Raw genomic sequence first — 15637 nt, forward strand, 5'->3', positions numbered from 1 at the left:
CCAACTCCTTCTCCCTGGACCCGCCGCGGGCCCCGACTTTCCGTGCGTTGCGGGGGGGGGGGGGGGGGGGGGGGTTGGGGGGGGGGGGGGGGGGGGGGGGGGTGGATTTTCGCCCCCGCCGCCCCTACCCGTCCCGTCCTGAAGGGGCTCCGCCCCTTCGACCCCGCCAAGGGGCTCCGCCCCCTGGACCCCCGTCGGCCTGAACGGCCTCGTCCTCAAACGCCGGACGGGCTGGGATTGGCTGGGCTGGTCTTCTCCGCGTGGTGGGCCGGGCGCCGTTCGGCTCACAGCGCGGAACACAACCGCGTTCCCGATCGCTATAGCCGGTATGAGCGAATACCGCATCGAGCATGACTCCATGGGCGAGGTACGTGTCCCCGTCGACGCCAAGTGGCGGGCGCAGACGCAGCGTGCCGTTGAGAACTTTCCCATCTCCGGGCAGCGTATCGAGCGGGCCCACATCGAGGCCCTGGCCCGGATCAAGGGTGCGGCCGCCAAGGTGAACGCGCGGCTTGGAGTGCTCGACAAGGACATCGCCGAGGCTGTTCAGGAGGCGGCCGGTGAGGTGGCGGAGGGGCGGTGGGACGAGCACTTTCCGATCGATGTGTTCCAGACCGGGTCGGGGACCTCGTCCAACATGAATGCCAACGAGGTCATCGCCACCCTGGCCGGCGAGCGGCTCGGCAAGAGCGTGCATCCCAACGATCATGTCAATGCCTCTCAGTCCTCCAACGACGTGTTCCCCTCTTCCATCCATATCGCCGCCACCGCCGCCGTCACCCGTGACCTCATCCCCGCCCTCGAACACCTCGCGGCCTCCCTCAGCCGCAAGTCCGAGGAGTTCGCCGACGTCGTGAAGTCGGGGCGGACGCACCTCATGGACGCCACGCCCGTGACGCTGGGGCAGGAATTCGGGGGATATGCGGCGCAGGTCAGGTACGGCGTCGAGCGGCTGCATGCCTCCCTCCCCCGCCTTGCCGAACTGCCCCTCGGCGGCACCGCCGTCGGTACCGGCATCAACACCCCGCCCGGCTTCTCCGCCGCCGTGATCGACGAGGTGGCGAGGGCTACCGGGCTGCCGCTCACCGAGGCCCGCGATCACTTCGAGGCGCAGGGGGCGCGGGACGGGATCGTCGAGACGAGCGGGCAGCTGCGGACCATCGCCGTCGGACTGACCAAGATCGCGAACGATCTGCGGTGGATGGCCTCCGGTCCCCGTACCGGGCTCGCCGAGATCTCGCTCCCCGATCTCCAGCCCGGGTCCTCGATCATGCCCGGCAAGGTCAATCCGGTCATTCCGGAAGCCGTCCTCATGGTCAGCGCCCAGGTCATCGGCAATGACGTCACCGTCGCCACCGCCGGGGCCGCCGGGAACTTCGAGCTGAACGTCATGCTGCCGGTCATCGCCAAGAACGTGCTCGAGTCGATCCGGCTGCTCGCCAACGTGTCCCGGCTGCTCGCCGACCGGACCGTCGACGGGATCGTCGCGCATCGGGAGCGGGCGCGCGAGTACGCCGAGTCGTCACCCTCCGTGGTCACCCCGCTGAACAAGTACATCGGGTACGAGGAGGCCGCCAAGGTGGCCAAGAAGGCGCTCGCGGAGCGGAAGACGATCCGTCAAGTCGTGCTGGAGAACGGGTATGTAGAGCGGGGCGACCTGACCGTCGAGCAGCTCGACGAAGCCCTGGACGTGCTGCGTATGACGCACCCGTAACCTAAGGTTCCGCCGGCGTGAACCGTGACGGGCACCGCAGCGTCGTATGCCTGTGACAACTAATATCTGTACATGGCAGACGACGGAGCGGTGAGACGAGTGGAAGCGGACGGCACGACTGCCTTCTGGGCGCCCGGGAGCCGGATCCTGTGGCGCTATCGCGAGAATGCCGGCCACCGCTTCCATATCGCACGCCCTGTCACCGTCGTCCGGGACGACGAGGACATCCTCGCCGTCTGGCTGGCGCCGGGCACCGAGTGCGTCAAGCCGGTGCTCGCCGACGGGACGCCCGTGCACGCCGAGCCGCTCCGGTCGCGCTACACCAAGCCGCGGACCGTGCAGCGCGACCGCTGGTTCGGCACCGGTGTGCTGAAGCTGGCGCGGCCGGGCGAGCCCTGGTCGGTGTGGCTGTTCTGGGAGCCGGGCTGGCAGTTCAAGAACTGGTACGTCAACCTCGAAGATCCACTGGTGCGTTGGGACGGCGGAGTGGACTCCGAGGACCACTTCCTGGACATCTCCGTCCACCCGGACCGGAGTTGGCACTGGCGCGACGAGGACGAGTTCGCGCAGGCCCAGCGGGACGGTCTGATGGACGCCGAACTCGCCGAGCGGGTACGGGCGGCGGGCCGTTCGGCGGTGGACGTGATCCGCGCCTGGGGGCCGCCTTTCTCGGACGGCTGGCAGCATTGGCGCCCGGATCCGTCCTGGGCTGTACCGTCACTGCCGGAGGACTGGGATCGTACGCCCGCGCACATGTCCACGTGAGACCCTTGATGCGCCCCCGGTGCACAACCGTAGGATCGTCCTCCGCGAGTATTTACAGCAGTAACTCCCGGCACATGCGCCGGGACTGACCGAACGTCACCGAGGGGCGGCAGGACGTGAGCGAGGGGTACGAGGGCAACACCGGTACGGACCGCGGTCCGTCTGCCGGTGACACAGGAACAGCCTCTGACCACGCGGGAATTCCGTTCCTGGGGCACGCATTCCGGGTATCGGCATTTCGGCGGGATGAACCGCGCGCCTGGCGCGCAGCCCCGGACGGACGGATTCGACACGCGTGACGGAGCAGCCGACCTCCTTCGAGCGCCCTGAGACCGGCGCCGCCCCCGCGGACCCCCGCGGGGCGCTCCTGCGTACCTCCGGTGCGGCGCCGCGCGCCCCCGGCGCCTTACCGGCACAGGCCCGCACCGGCGAGACGCCGCCCGCGGGGACACCTGTTGGTGACTCGGAGCACTCCCAGCCCGCCGCCGTCGAGCCGGACACCCACCGTCCGCGGCCCGTTCCCGAGGGGGTCCCTGTTCAGCAGGGCACCGAAGACGACAAGTCCCGCCAGGACCGCCGTACCGGCCAGGGCGCGGCGCCCGGCCGGCCCACGCCCATGCGGCGGGACGGGGACCGGCTGCGCTTCGTGGGCGCGGCGACCCGGCGGATCGCCCGCGGCATCGACCTCGACGAGATCGTGATGGGGCTGTGCCGGGCGACCGTACCGACGTTCTCGGACGCGATCCTGGTCTATCTGCGCGACCCGCTGCCGGTCGGCGACGAGCGGCCCACCGGCCCGGTGGTGCTGCGGCTGCGCCGTACCGACCGGATCCCGGAGGAGCGGGACACCGAGGGCGGTTTCGCGCCCGCGCCCCAGCCCGAGCTGGTGGACCTGACACCTGTCACCGCGGACCTGTGCGAGGTGCGGCCCGGCGGCGCGCTGAACGAGGTGCTGCGCGGCGTGCGCCCGGTCTTCGCCGACGCCCCCGCGGCCCGCGCCGCGCTGCCGGAACTCCTCGGCGACGACGTGGCCGTACCCGGCGGACAGCGCGCCATCCTCGCCCCGCTGCGCGGCCGGCGCCGGGTCATCGGTGCCGCGCTCTTCCTGCGCCGCCCGGAACGCATGGCCTTCGAGCCGGACGACCTCCTGGTCGCGGCCCAGCTCGCCACGCACAGCGCGCTCGGCATCGACAAGGCGGTGCTGTACGGCCGTGAGGCGTACATCGCCGACGAGCTCCAGCGCACCATGCTGCCCGAAAACCTGCCCAGGGCCACCGGCGTGCGGCTGGCGTCCCGCTATCTGCCCGCCGCCGAGACCGCGCGCGTCGGCGGCGACTGGTACGACGCCATCCCGCTGCCCGGCAGTCGCGTGGCGCTGGTGGTGGGCGATGTCATGGGGCACTCCATGACGTCCGCCGCGATCATGGGCCAGCTGCGGACCACGGCCCAGACCCTCGCCGGGCTCGACCTGCCGCCGCAGGAGGTCCTGCACCACCTCGACGAACAGGCCCAGCGCCTCGGCACCGACCGCATGGCGACCTGCCTGTACGCGGTCTACGACCCGGTATCGCACCGGATCACCATCGCCAACGCCGGCCATCCGCCGCCCGTCCTGCTGCACCTCGGCGGCCGGGCCGAGGTGCTGCGGGTGCCGCCGGGCGCGCCCATCGGTGTCGGCGGCGTCGACTTCGAAGCCGTGGAACTGGACGCGCCAGCCGGGGGGACGCTGCTCCTGTACACCGACGGGCTCGTGGAGTCCCGGCTGCGGGACGTGTGGACCGGGATAGAGCAGCTGCGCGAGAAGCTCGCCGCTACCGCGCAGCTGACCGGGCCCGACCATCCGCCGCCGCTGGAGGCGCTCTGCGACGAGGTGCTCGACATGCTCGGTCCCGGTGACCGGGACGACGACATCGCGCTGCTCGCCGCCCGCTTCGACGGGATCGCGCCCAACGACGTGGCGTACTGGTTCCTGGAGCCGGAGGAGATGGCTCCCGGCAAGGCCCGGCGGCTGGCCCGCCGCGCGCTGGCCCGCTGGGACATGGAGGAACTGACCGACTCGGTGGAGCTCCTGGTCAGTGAGGTCGTGACGAACGCCGTGCGCTATGCGACCCGGCCGATCACGCTCCGGCTGCTCCGTACCGACGTGCTGCGCTGCGAGGTCGGGGACGACGTGCCGCAGCTGCCTCGGCTGCGGCAGGCGCGGGCCACGGACGAGGGCGGACGCGGACTGTATCTGGTGAACCGGCTGGCCCGGCGGTGGGGGGCGACCCGGCTGAGCACGGGGAAGGTGGTCTGGTTCGAGTTGAACCGCGGCTGACGGGTACCCGTCCCGCCTCACCCCGGACCAGCCCATTCAGAACCGAACCGGAATTGGACCCAGTCCAAATGTTGCCGACATCCCGTCGGCGGAGTTGACTCTGGGGTGAGCGAAGCGACCTGAACCACCCTCGTTCATGACGGGAGGACGCTCGTGACACTCGTACCTCAGGAATCCCAGCAGGCTCGGTACACCACGAACAACGTCGGAATTCCGGTGGAGAGCGACGAACACTCGCTCACCGTGGGTCCCGACGGCCCGATCCTGCTCCAGGACCACTACCTCATCGAGAAGATGGCCCAGTTCAACCGGGAGCGGGTCCCCGAGCGCGTGGTGCACGCCAAGGGCAGTGGCGCGTACGGATTCTTCGAAGTCACCAACGACGTCAGCCAGTTCACCAGGGCCGACCTCTTCCAGCCGGGCAAACGCACCGACATGCTGGCCCGCTTCTCCACCGTCGCCGGCGAGCAGGGCTCGCCCGACACCTGGCGCGACCCCCGCGGCTTCGCGCTCAAGTTCTACACCGAGCACGGCAACTACGACCTGGTGGGCAACAACACCCCGGTCTTCTTCGTCCGTGACACGATCAAGTTCCAGGACTTCATCCGCTCCCAGAAGCGCCATCCGGTGACCGGGCTGCGGGACAACGACATGCAGTGGGACTTCTGGACGCTCTCGCCGGAGTCGGCACACCAGGTGACCTGGCTGATGGGCGACCGCGGCATCCCGAAGACATATCGCCACATGAACGGCTACGGCTCCCACACGTATATGTGGATCAACGGCGCGGGCGAGAAGTTCTGGGTGAAGTACCACTTCAAGACCGACCAGGGCATCGACTTCCTCACCCAGGCCGAGGCCGACGAGCTGGCCGGTTCCGACGGGGACAAGCACCGCCGGGACCTGTACGAGTCGATCGAGTCCGGGAACGCGCCGAGCTGGACCCTGAAGGTCCAGATCATGCCGTTCGAGGACGCGATCGACTACCGCTTCAACCCCTTCGACCTGACGAAGGTCTGGCCGCACGGCGACTACCCGCTGATCGACGTCGGACGGATGGTCCTCGACAAGAACCCCGAGGACTACTTCATCCACATCGAGCAGGCCGCCTTCGAGCCGTCGAACCTGGTGCCCGGCATCGGCCCCTCGCCGGACAAGATGCTGCTCGGCCGGCTGTTCTCCTACCCGGACACCCACCGGTACCGGATCGGCCCGAACTACGCCCAGCTGCCGCCCAACCGGCCGCACGCCCAGGTGAATTCATACGCCAAGGACGGCCCCATGCGCTACGAGCCGTCGAGCGCGGCGCGGCCGTACGCACCCAACTCCTACGGCGGCCCCGCGGCCGACTACGGACGCTTCGGCGACCCGGCGAGCTGGCAGGCCACCGGTGAGCTGGTGCGCGAGGCGACCAGGCTGCACCGCGAGGACGACGACTGGGGCCAGGCGGGCACCATGGTCCGCCAGGTCCTCGACGACGCCGCCCGCGACCGGCTGGTCTCCAACGTCAGCGGACACCTCCAACAGGGCGTCTCCCGCCCGGTCCTGGAGCGCGCCCTGCAGTACTGGCGCAACATCGACAAGGAGATCGGCGACCGGATCGCGCACGAGGTCAACGGCAACTAGACGCTCCACCCGGGCGCCCGCAGCGCCGTCGGTCGCTGCGGGCGTGCCCCGTCGGGGCGCTACTCCAACTGCGGGTCGAACGGATCCTCCGGAGTGGTGCCCTCCGCCGGCGGTGATGTCGTCGGGCTCTGGCTCGGTGTCTGCGAGGGCGTCTGGCTAGGTGTCTGCGACGGCGTCTCGCTCGGCGTCTGCGACGGCGGTGCCTGGGTGGTCGGCTTCTCGGTAGTCGGCTCGTCGCTGGGCGTCTCGCTCGGCTGCTCGGTGATCGTCGGCGTCTGTGACGGCTCGACGCCCGCGCCCTGCGTGGTGTCCAGGTCGAACTTGGCGTCCGACTTCGTCACGCCGAACATGTACGCCGCCCAGATCTGCGCGGGGATGCCGCCACCGTTGACCCGGCCCGTGCCCGGCAGCTTGCCGGTCGCGCCCTTCATGTCGACCTGCTTGCCGGTCTTGGGGTCTTCGCCGAACAGGCCGACCGAGGTCACCAGGTCCGGTGTGTAGCCGGTGAACCAGGCCGACCTGCCGAAGTCGGAGGTACCCGTCTTACCGGCCACCTCCTGGCCGTCGCGGGCCGGGTTCTCGCGCACGGAGGTGCGGGCCGTACCGTCGTCGACCACGCCGGTCAGCACCGAGGTCACCGTGTCGGCGGCCTCGGGGCTGATGACCTGCCCGCCGATCGGGTCCGGCATCTTGATCGTCCGGTTGTTCTGCTCCGCCGACGCGACGAGGGTCGGGGTGACCTGCTTGCCGTGGTTGTCGAGGGTGGCGTAGACCCCGGCCATCTCCAGGGGGCTCGCGCCCATGGTGCCCAGCGTCTGTGCGGCCACGGCCTCGTCGCCCTCGACGTCGATGCCGAGTTGGCCGGCGGTCTTCATCACCTCGTCCATGCCGACGTCCATGCCCATCTGTGCGAACACCGAGTTGATGGACTTGTTCATCGCCGTCTGGACGCTGACGTCGCCGTAGTCGACGTCGTCCTCGTTCGGCGGGGCGAAGCCGACCTTCTTGCCGTTGTCCACGACCTGCCGCTTGCTCGTGCCGTCGTAGACCGTGCGTGCGCCGATCGTCGCGCCGTCCTGCGTCTTGGCCTTGTCCTCCAGGGCGGCGGCGAGGATCACCGGCTTGAACGTCGACGCGGGCTGGTAGTCCGTTCTGGTCGCGTTGGAGCGATAGTGGTCGAAGTAGTCCGCGCCTCCGTAGAGAGCGACGATCTTCCCCGTCTTGGGGTCGACGGAGACCGCGCCGGCCTGGATGTCTGCGTCGACCGGCCGCTTCTTCTTGTCCAGTTTGCTGGTCAGCTGGGTCTTGGCCGCCTTCTCCAGCTGGGCCTGCTTCTTCTTGTCGATGTTCAGGGTGATCGTCCAGCCCTGACCCTTGACCTGGGCCTCCGCCTCGGAGCGTGAGAGGCCCTCCTGCTTCATCAGCTGATTCTCGAGCTGGGTGTTGGCCAGCTCGACCAGATACCCCTTCTGGCCCTCCAGACCCGCGGCGGCCTTGGGCTCCTTGGGCACCTCGAACTTCTCGGTCTTGCGCTCGGCGGAGTCCAGCCAGCCCATCTCGACCATGTTGTCCAGGACGTAGTTCCAGCGCGCCTTCACCAGCTCCTTGCCGGTTTCGGAGGCGACGGCCCAGTCGTAGGTGCTCGGCGCCTGGAGGAGGGCGGCGAGGTATGCGCCCTGGGCGACCGACAGGTCTTCGGCGTCGACGCGGTAGTAGGCCTGTGCGGCGGCCTGGATGCCGTAGGCGTTGCGGCCGAAGTAGCTGGTGTTGAGGTAGCCCGCGAGGATGTCGTCCTTGGACAGCTGGCGGTCCACCTTCAGCGAGATGACGATCTCCTTCAGCTTGCGGGAGACCGTCTGTTCCTGGCTGAGGTAGTAGTTCTTGACGTACTGCTGGGTGATCGTCGAACCACCCTGGGCGCCCTTGCCGGACAGCGTGTTGAACACACCGCGGGCCGTGCCCTTGAGGTCGATGCCGGCGTCCTTGTAGAAGGTCTTGTTCTCGGCGGCGACGAAGGTGTTCCGGACGTCCTTGGGCACCTTCGACAGGTCCACGATCTCCCGGTTGACCTCGCCGTCCCGGGCCAGGACATCGCCGTCGCTGTACTTGTAGACGTTGCTCTGCATCTTCGCGGCCTGTGCGGCCGCGTTGCCGTCGGGGACGTCGACGACCAGATAGAGCACGATGAAGCCGCCGATGCCGAGCAGGCACACGCCGAGGAACGTCCCGAGGATCTTCTTCCATGTGAACAGCCGGCGTATGACGCTCTTGCCGTCGTTCTTCCCGGCCGCTCGTCGCGAGCGGCGCTTGGGCGCCGCGCGGTGGCCACCACGCTGTCGCGCTCGTCTCTCTTCCGCCCGTCCCATGGGTCCGTCTGCTCCGCTTCCGTCGTCGGCTGTCTCACAGGTTGCTCGCTCAGGTCAGCTCAGAAAGCTAACACCGCTCTATATGACAAAGGGCTTGCGATCCGGTCTTTTACGGACGTGACAATCAGCACCTGTCCCAACTGAACCGACGACCGAGAGGCGGTTAGGGTTGCCGTGAGCGGGTAATGTGATATCAGTTAGCTAGAACGGAGCTAAGCGAGAAACGGCTCCACCGAGAACGGGGGAAACACCCATGACCACGCACGACACAGCACCCGACCTCCCCGACATGCCCGAACCGCGCGTGCGCGAGTTCGCCGCGCACAGCATCGGCGGCGGGCTGGCGCTGCTGCTCGGTCTGATCGGGCTGCTGGGCGGGATCGGGATGATCGTGGCCGCCACCACGGTCTCCGGCGCCGGGGCCAAGGCCGCGCTGATCGTCGGCGGCATCGTGATCGCCATCGCCGCGTTCCTCGCCATGTGCGGGCTGAACATGGTGGCGCCGGGCGAGGCGCGGGTGGTCCAGCTCTTCGGGCGGTACCGGGGGACGATCCGGCAGGACGGGCTGCGCTGGGTGAACCCCTTCACCTCGCGCACCAAGATCTCGACCCGGGTGCGCAACCACGAGACCGCGGTCCTCAAGGTCAACGACGCCTACGGCAACCCGATCGAGCTCGCCGCGGTCGTCGTGTGGAAGGTCCAGGACACCGCCCAGGCCACCTTCGAGGTCGACGACTACTTCGAGTTCGTCTCCACCCAGACCGAGGCGGCCGTCCGGCACATCGCCATCGAGTACCCGTACGACGCCCATGACGAGGGCGGGCTCTCGCTGCGCGGCAACGCCGAGGAGATCACCGAGAAGCTCGCCGTCGAACTGCACGCGCGCGTGGACGCGGCCGGCGTCCAGATCATCGAGTCCCGCTTCACGCACCTCGCCTACGCACCCGAGATCGCCTCGGCCATGCTCCAGCGACAGCAGGCGGGCGCGGTCGTCGCCGCGCGGCGGCAGATCGTGGACGGCGCGGTCGGGATGGTCGAGGCGGCGCTCGCCCGGATCACCGAGCAGGACATCGTGGAGCTGGACTCCGAGCGGAAGGCGGCGATGGTGTCCAACCTGATGGTGGTGCTGTGCGGGGACCGCTCGGTGCAGCCGGTCCTCAACACCGGGACGCTCTACCAGTGACGGATCCCTCCGAGGCTTCCTCGCAGAGGCGGCGGCCGCAGCAGCAACGCAAGCAGGTGCTGCTGCGGCTGGACCCGTCGGTGTACGAGGCGCTGGCGCGCTGGGCCGGGGACGAACTGCGGTCGGCCAACGCGCAGATCGAGTTCCTGCTGCGCAAGGCGCTCGCCGAGGCCGGGCGGCTGCCGGGCGAGGCACGCCCGATTCCCCGCCGCGGACGCCCACCCACGCAGCCACCCGCACAGCAGTAACAGAATCGTGACAATCAGCCCCCACCTGCACCGTTGCATCCCCCGTATGGCTCTACACACTCGACGTATACACATGGGGTATACCCCCTGTGTACAGTCCTCCCCATGTCCATCGGTCACACCCTCCTGGGGCTCCTGGAGTCAGGCCCGCGTCATGGCTACGACCTGAAGCGCGCCTTCGACGAGAAGTTCGGTCACGACCGGCCGCTGCACTACGGCCAGGTCTACTCGACGATGTCCCGGCTGTTGAAGAACGGGCTCGTGGAAGTCGACGGCATCGAGCCCGGCGGCGGTCCGGAGCGCAAGCGGTACGCGATCACCGAGGCCGGCATCACCGACGTACAGCGCTGGCTGGCGACGCCGGAGAAGCCCGAGCCGTACCTCCAGTCGACCCTGTACACCAAGGTCGTTCTCGCGCTGCTCACGCACCGGAACGCAGCCGACATCCTCGACACACAGCGCTCGGAGCATCTGCGGATGATGCGGATCCTCACCGACCGCAAGCGCAAGGGGGATCTCGCGGACCAGCTGATCTGCGACCACGCCCTGTTCCATCTCGAGGCCGATCTGCGCTGGCTGGAACTGACCGCCGCGCGCCTCGACAAACTCGCCGAGGCGGTGACCCGATGACCCCCGCAGGCTCCCTGCTCGTCGCGACCGAACTGCGCAAGTCGTACGGTCCGACCACCGCCCTCGACGGCGCCGAGTTCTCCATCCACCCCGGCGAGGTCGTCGCCGTGATGGGCCCCTCGGGCTCCGGAAAGTCGACACTGCTGCACTGCCTCGCGGGCATCGTGCCGCCGGACTCCGGGTCCATCGTCTACAACGGCCGCGAGATGGCCCGGATGAGCGATGCCGAGCGCAGTGCGCTGCGGCGGAGCGAGTTCGGCTTCGTGTTCCAGTTCGGGCAGTTGGTGCCGGAACTCACCTGCGTCGAGAACGTCGCCCTGCCGCTGCGGCTGAACGGCACCTCGCGCAAGGAGGCCGAGCGGACCGCCCTGTCCTGGATGGAGCGGCTGGAGGTCGACGATCTGCGCAAGAAGCGGCCCGGCGAGGTGTCCGGCGGTCAGGGGCAGCGGGTCGCCGTGGCCCGGGCGCTGGTCACCAGCCCCCGCATGCTGTTCGCCGATGAGCCGACCGGCGCGCTCGACTCGCTCAACGGCGAGCGGGTGATGGAGCTGCTCACGGACGCGGCCCGGTCCACCAACGCCGCCGTCGTGCTGGTCACGCACGAGGCACGGGTGGCCGCGTACTCGGACCGCGAGATCGTCGTACGGGACGGCAAGTCCCGGGACATGGAGCGCGTCGTATGAGGATGCGGCAGTGGACGAGGGACCTGGGCATGGGCGTCAGGTTCGCGTTCGCCGGGGGACGCGAGGGCTGGGTCCGGGTCCTGCTGACGGGTGTCGGCGTCGGACTCGGGGTGGCGCTGCTGCTCTTGACCACGGCGCTCCCCAGCGCGCTGGACGCCCGGCACGGCCGGGAGGCGGCCCGGTCGGACATCAACTACGGCGCGAAGGAGATACCGAAGGCGGACAACACCGTGCTCCTCGCGAGCAGCGGTACGACCTTCCGTGACAAGAGCATCCGCGGGCGGGACATGCAGCCCGAGGGTCCGAAGGCGCCGCTGCCGCCGGGCCTGGAGAAGTTCCCGGGGGCCGGCGAGATGGTGGTCTCCCCCGCGCTGAAGAAACTGCTCGGCTCCGACGAGGGCAAGCTGCTGCGGGAGCGGCTGCCGCAGAAGATCGTCGGGACCATCGGTGAGAGCGGGCTGATCGGCCCGACCGAACTCGCCTTCTACCGCGGCAGCGACGGTCTCTCTCCGCGGTCCGACGGCAGCAGCGTGGCCCCTGGCGACCAGGTGGTACGGATCGCGAAGTTCGGGGACCAGACCTCCAGCTCTGACCCGCTGGACCCCGTGCTGCTCCTGCTGATCCTCGTCGTCTTCGTGGTGCTGCTGATGCCGGTCGCCGTGTTCATCGCCGCGGCCGTACGGTTCGGCGGCGAGCGGCGGGACCGGCGGCTCGCCGCACTGCGGCTGGTCGGCTCCGACAGCGGGATGACCCGGCGGGTGGCCGCCGGTGAGGCGCTCGCGGGCGCCGCGCTCGGGCTGGTCTTCGGCACGGGCTTCTTCCTCATCGGCCGTGAGATCGCGGGCAGCCTGGAGGTGTTCGACGTCAGCGTCTTCCCGAGCTACCTCAACCCCTCGCCCGTGCTGGCCGTGCTGGTCGCGCTCCTGGTGATGGCGGCCGCGGTGCTGGTCACGCTGCTCGCGCTGCGCGGGGTGGTGATCGAGCCGCTCGGTGTCGTCCGTACGGCGAAGCCCGCGCGGCGCCGGCTGTGGTGGCGGCTGCTGCTGCCGCTGGCCGGCCTCGGGATGCTCTACCCGATGATCGGGCAGGGCCGGGACGGCGGGGACTTCAACCAGTACCTGGTCACCGGCGGCGTCCTGCTGCTGCTCGTCGGCGTGACCGCGCTGCTGCCGTGGATCGTGGAGGCGGTCGTCGCCAAGCTCGGCTCGGGCGGCGTCGCCTGGCAACTGGCCGTGCGCAGGCTTCAGTTGAGCAGCGGCACAGCGGCCCGCATGGTCAACGGCATCGCGGTCGCGGTGGCCGGTGCGATCGCGCTCCAAATGCTGTTCGCCGGGGTCGAGAGCGACTTCACCGAGCCGACGGGCCAGGATGTCGACCGGGTGCAGATGCAGGTGACCCTGCCGGACAGGACCCCTCTCGCCCCGTCCGCGGCGAAGTTCCGGGACACCGAGGGGGTGCGCCACGTCTACGCGTACGCCGAGGGAAACGTCGGCGAGAAGCGCATGGACGCCGAGCTCAACGCCCAGGTCACCGTCGGCGACTGCGCCTCGCTGCGTGAGGTGACGGGGCTGACCTCGTGCCGCGACGGGGACGTGTTCGCCGTACAGGGCGCCGAGGACGACACGAAAATGGAAGCGATGTCGAAGCCCGGCACCACGGTGTACTTCGACTCGGGGTACTCGGACGGCCCCAAGACCACGCCGGTCGCCTGGACCGTGCCGTCGACCGTGAAGAAGGCAACGGCCCGCGAGGACATGACCGGCTGGGAGCGGGGCGGCTTCATGGTCACGCCGAAGGCGCTGCCCGCGGCCGTCGCACCGGGTCTGACCGGCCAGATCTATCTGAACCTCGACGAGTCCGTACCGGACGTGGAGGACCTGGTGCGCAACACCGCGGCCACGATCGACCCGATCAGCGAGCCGATGATGTGGGCCTCCAGCAACACGTCCGAGCGCTACGACTCCATCCGCACCGGCCTGTTCGTCGGGGCCGCCTGTGTCCTGGCGCTGATCGGTGCGAGCCTGCTGGTCTCGCAGCTGGAGCAGTTGCGCGAGCGCAAGAAACTGCTGTCGTCGCTGGTCGCCTTCGGCACCCGGCGGCGCACGCTGAGCCTGTCGGTGCTGTGGCAGACGGCGATCCCGGTCGCGCTCGGCCTGCTGCTGGCCTCGGTGGTCGGTCTCACCCTGGGCGCGGTGCTGCTCAAGATGTCGGACACCGCGATCACCGTGGACTGGGCGAGCGTGCTGACGATGACCGGCGCCGGCGCGGCGGTAGTCCTCGCCGTCACACTGCTCAGCCTGCCGCCGCTGCTGAGGCTTATGCGGCCGGACGGGTTGCGTACGGAGTAGCTGCGCTCGGCTTGACGGTGCCGCGGCCGTCGGTCGTCTGCGGCTTCGTCGTGGCTGGTCGCGCCCGCGCGGCGGAGCCGCACATTGATACGGCCCCGCGCCCCTTCGGGGCGCTGCCACTCAGTCGCCGTCCCTCACCACCCGTACAGGAAGCGGCCGCAGCGCCTCTCGGAGCGCTGCGGTCAGCTCCCCGTACTCCGCTCCTCGGGCCGCTCCCGTCCGCATCGCTAGGGCGATCCGGCGGGTGGGGGCGGGTTCGGCGAAGTAGCCGGTGAGGAGTTGGTTGCTGCGGGTGGTCTCGACCTTGACGGCGGTACGCGGCAGCAGGGTCACGCCGAGCCCGCCGGCGACGAGTTGGACGAGGGTGGACAGTCCGGCGGCGGTCGTGGTCACGGGAGCGTCCGCACGCCCGGCCTCCCGGCAGATGTCGAGCGCCTGGTCGCGCAGACAGTGGCCCTCGTCGAGCAGCAGGAGATTGAGTTCGCGCAGCACCTCGCGCGGGATGCCCTCCCGGCCGCCGAGCGCGTGATCGAGGGGCGTGACGAGCACGAAGTCCTCGTCGAACAGCGGGAGTTCGGTGACTCCCGGCACCCCGAGGGGCACGGCGAGCAGCAGCAGGTCGAGCCGTCCGCCGGTGAGGCCGTCGATGAGGTTCGCGGTCTGCTCCTCGTGCACCTGGAGGTCGAGGTCCGGGTACCGGTCGTGGATGAGCCGCAGCACGGTCGGCAGGACGTACGGCGCGACGGTCGGGATGACCCCGAGGCGCAGCACCCCGGTGAACGGGGCCCGGACCGCCTCCGCCTCCTCCAGCAGCGCCGACACCTCCTCCAGCACCGCCTTGGCGCGTACGGCGAGACGCTCGCCGGCGGGCGAGAGCAGCACCTTGCGGGTCGTCCGCTCCAGCAGCGTCACGCCGAGGGTCTCCTCCAGTGCGGAGACGGCGCCGGACAGGGCGGGCTGGCTCATGCCGATCGCGGCGGCGGCATCCCGGAAGTGGAGATGGTCGGCGACGGCGACGAAGGCCCGTAGCTGGGCGAGGCTGGGCTGCCTCCTCTTACTTACGGTCACTGATAGCTACCTCCGATCAACTTGCCCAAGTGTAGCTATTTCCATAATCAATGCAGCCTGTGTAAGCATCGATCACGTCCAACCCGAGGGAAACGCCCACACAATGGGCGTTTCCTCGCTGCAAGGAGAGTTAGTGCTCACTGTCGGTGACAAGTTCCCCGAGTTCGAACTGACCGCCTGTGTCTCGCTGGAGAAGGGCAAGGAGTTCGAGACGATCAACCACAAGACCTACGAGGGCAAGTGGAAGATCGTGTTCGCCTGGCCGAAGGACTTCACCTTCGTGTGCCCGACCGAGATCGCGGCCTTCGGCAAGCTGAACGAGGAGTTCGCCGACCGCGACGCGCAGGTCCTCGGCTTCTCCGGTGACTCGGAGTTCGTGCACCACGCCTGGCGCAAGGACCACGACGACCTGCGCGACCTGCCGTTCCCGATGCTGGCCGACTCCAGGCACGAGCTGATGCGCGACCTCGGCATCGAGGGCGAGGACGGCTTCGCCAAGCGCGCGGTCTTCGTCGTCGACCAGAACAACGAGATCCAGTTCACCATGGTGACCGCCGGCTCCGTCGGCCGTAACCCCAAGGAGGTCCTGCGGGTCCTGGACGCCCTGCAGACCGACGAGCTCTGCCCGTGCAACTGGAGCAAGGGCGACGAGACGCTGGACCCGGTCGCCCTGCTGGCCGGAGAGTGAC

The 15637-nt window shown here is 69.4% G+C and carries 12 protein-coding genes; 10 read left to right on the top strand and 2 right to left on the bottom strand.

Features of this window, described 5'->3' with window-relative positions:
- Positions 1-328: 328 nt before the first annotated feature.
- The 4 genes from ACIHFB_RS43780 (at position 329) to ACIHFB_RS43795 (ending at position 6422) form a co-directional block, all read left to right on the top strand.
- On the top strand, positions 329-1714 hold the full coding sequence (locus ACIHFB_RS43780) for a class II fumarate hydratase (RefSeq protein ID WP_400129774.1): 1386 nt from the start codon (positions 329-331) through the stop codon (positions 1712-1714).
- Positions 1715-1786: 72 nt separating this feature from the next.
- Positions 1787-2479, top strand: a complete 693-nt coding sequence (locus tag ACIHFB_RS43785) for a DUF402 domain-containing protein (protein ID WP_400129775.1) — start codon at positions 1787-1789, stop codon at positions 2477-2479.
- A gap of 295 nt (positions 2480-2774) precedes the next feature.
- Positions 2775-4796: a SpoIIE family protein phosphatase gene (locus tag ACIHFB_RS43790; protein WP_365284271.1), complete on the top strand. Its 2022-nt coding sequence runs from the start codon at positions 2775-2777 to the stop codon at positions 4794-4796.
- Positions 4797-4949: 153 nt separating this feature from the next.
- Complete coding sequence (locus ACIHFB_RS43795) at positions 4950-6422, top strand: catalase (RefSeq protein WP_400129776.1); 1473 nt, start codon at positions 4950-4952, stop codon at positions 6420-6422.
- A 59-nt stretch (positions 6423-6481) separates the two neighbouring features.
- On the opposite strand, the gene ACIHFB_RS43800 is transcribed toward ACIHFB_RS43795, so the two are convergent.
- A complete protein-coding gene (locus ACIHFB_RS43800) occupies positions 6482-8788 on the bottom strand; it encodes a transglycosylase domain-containing protein (RefSeq protein WP_400129777.1) in 2307 nt (768 codons plus the stop codon).
- 253 nt (positions 8789-9041) lie between these two features.
- On the opposite strand from ACIHFB_RS43800, the gene ACIHFB_RS43805 reads away from it, so the two are divergent.
- The 5 genes from ACIHFB_RS43805 (at position 9042) to ACIHFB_RS43825 (ending at position 13880) form a co-directional block, all read left to right on the top strand.
- Positions 9042-9971, top strand: coding sequence for an SPFH domain-containing protein (locus tag ACIHFB_RS43805; protein WP_365284265.1), 930 nt, complete (start codon positions 9042-9044; stop codon positions 9969-9971).
- Positions 9968-10219, top strand: coding sequence for a hypothetical protein (locus tag ACIHFB_RS43810; RefSeq protein ID WP_365284262.1), 252 nt, complete (start codon positions 9968-9970; stop codon positions 10217-10219). The genes ACIHFB_RS43805 and ACIHFB_RS43810 overlap by 4 nt, the downstream gene beginning before the upstream one ends.
- A gap of 105 nt (positions 10220-10324) precedes the next feature.
- Positions 10325-10849 carry a PadR family transcriptional regulator gene (locus ACIHFB_RS43815; RefSeq protein ID WP_210585598.1) on the top strand — a complete coding sequence of 175 codons (525 nt, stop codon included), beginning with the start codon at positions 10325-10327 and terminating at the stop codon, positions 10847-10849.
- Positions 10846-11532 carry an ABC transporter ATP-binding protein gene (locus tag ACIHFB_RS43820; RefSeq protein WP_365284258.1) on the top strand — a complete coding sequence of 229 codons (687 nt, stop codon included), beginning with the start codon at positions 10846-10848 and terminating at the stop codon, positions 11530-11532. Before ACIHFB_RS43815 ends, ACIHFB_RS43820 begins: the two co-directional genes overlap by 4 nt.
- Positions 11529-13880, top strand: a complete 2352-nt coding sequence (locus ACIHFB_RS43825) for an FtsX-like permease family protein (RefSeq protein WP_365284255.1) — start codon at positions 11529-11531, stop codon at positions 13878-13880. Before ACIHFB_RS43820 ends, ACIHFB_RS43825 begins: the two co-directional genes overlap by 4 nt.
- Positions 13881-14000: 120 nt before the next feature.
- On the opposite strand, the gene ACIHFB_RS43830 is transcribed toward ACIHFB_RS43825, so the two are convergent.
- Positions 14001-14948, bottom strand: coding sequence for a LysR substrate-binding domain-containing protein (locus ACIHFB_RS43830; RefSeq protein WP_365284253.1), 948 nt, complete (start codon positions 14946-14948; stop codon positions 14001-14003).
- 133 nt (positions 14949-15081) lie between these two features.
- On the opposite strand from ACIHFB_RS43830, the gene ACIHFB_RS43835 reads away from it, so the two are divergent.
- On the top strand, positions 15082-15636 hold the full coding sequence (locus tag ACIHFB_RS43835) for a peroxiredoxin (RefSeq protein WP_365284251.1): 555 nt from the start codon (positions 15082-15084) through the stop codon (positions 15634-15636).
- The last annotated feature ends 1 nt before the right edge of the window (position 15637 follow it).

This window comes from Streptomyces sp. NPDC051963 (assembly GCF_044593495.1).
Lineage (GTDB): Bacteria > Actinomycetota > Actinomycetes > Streptomycetales > Streptomycetaceae > Streptomyces.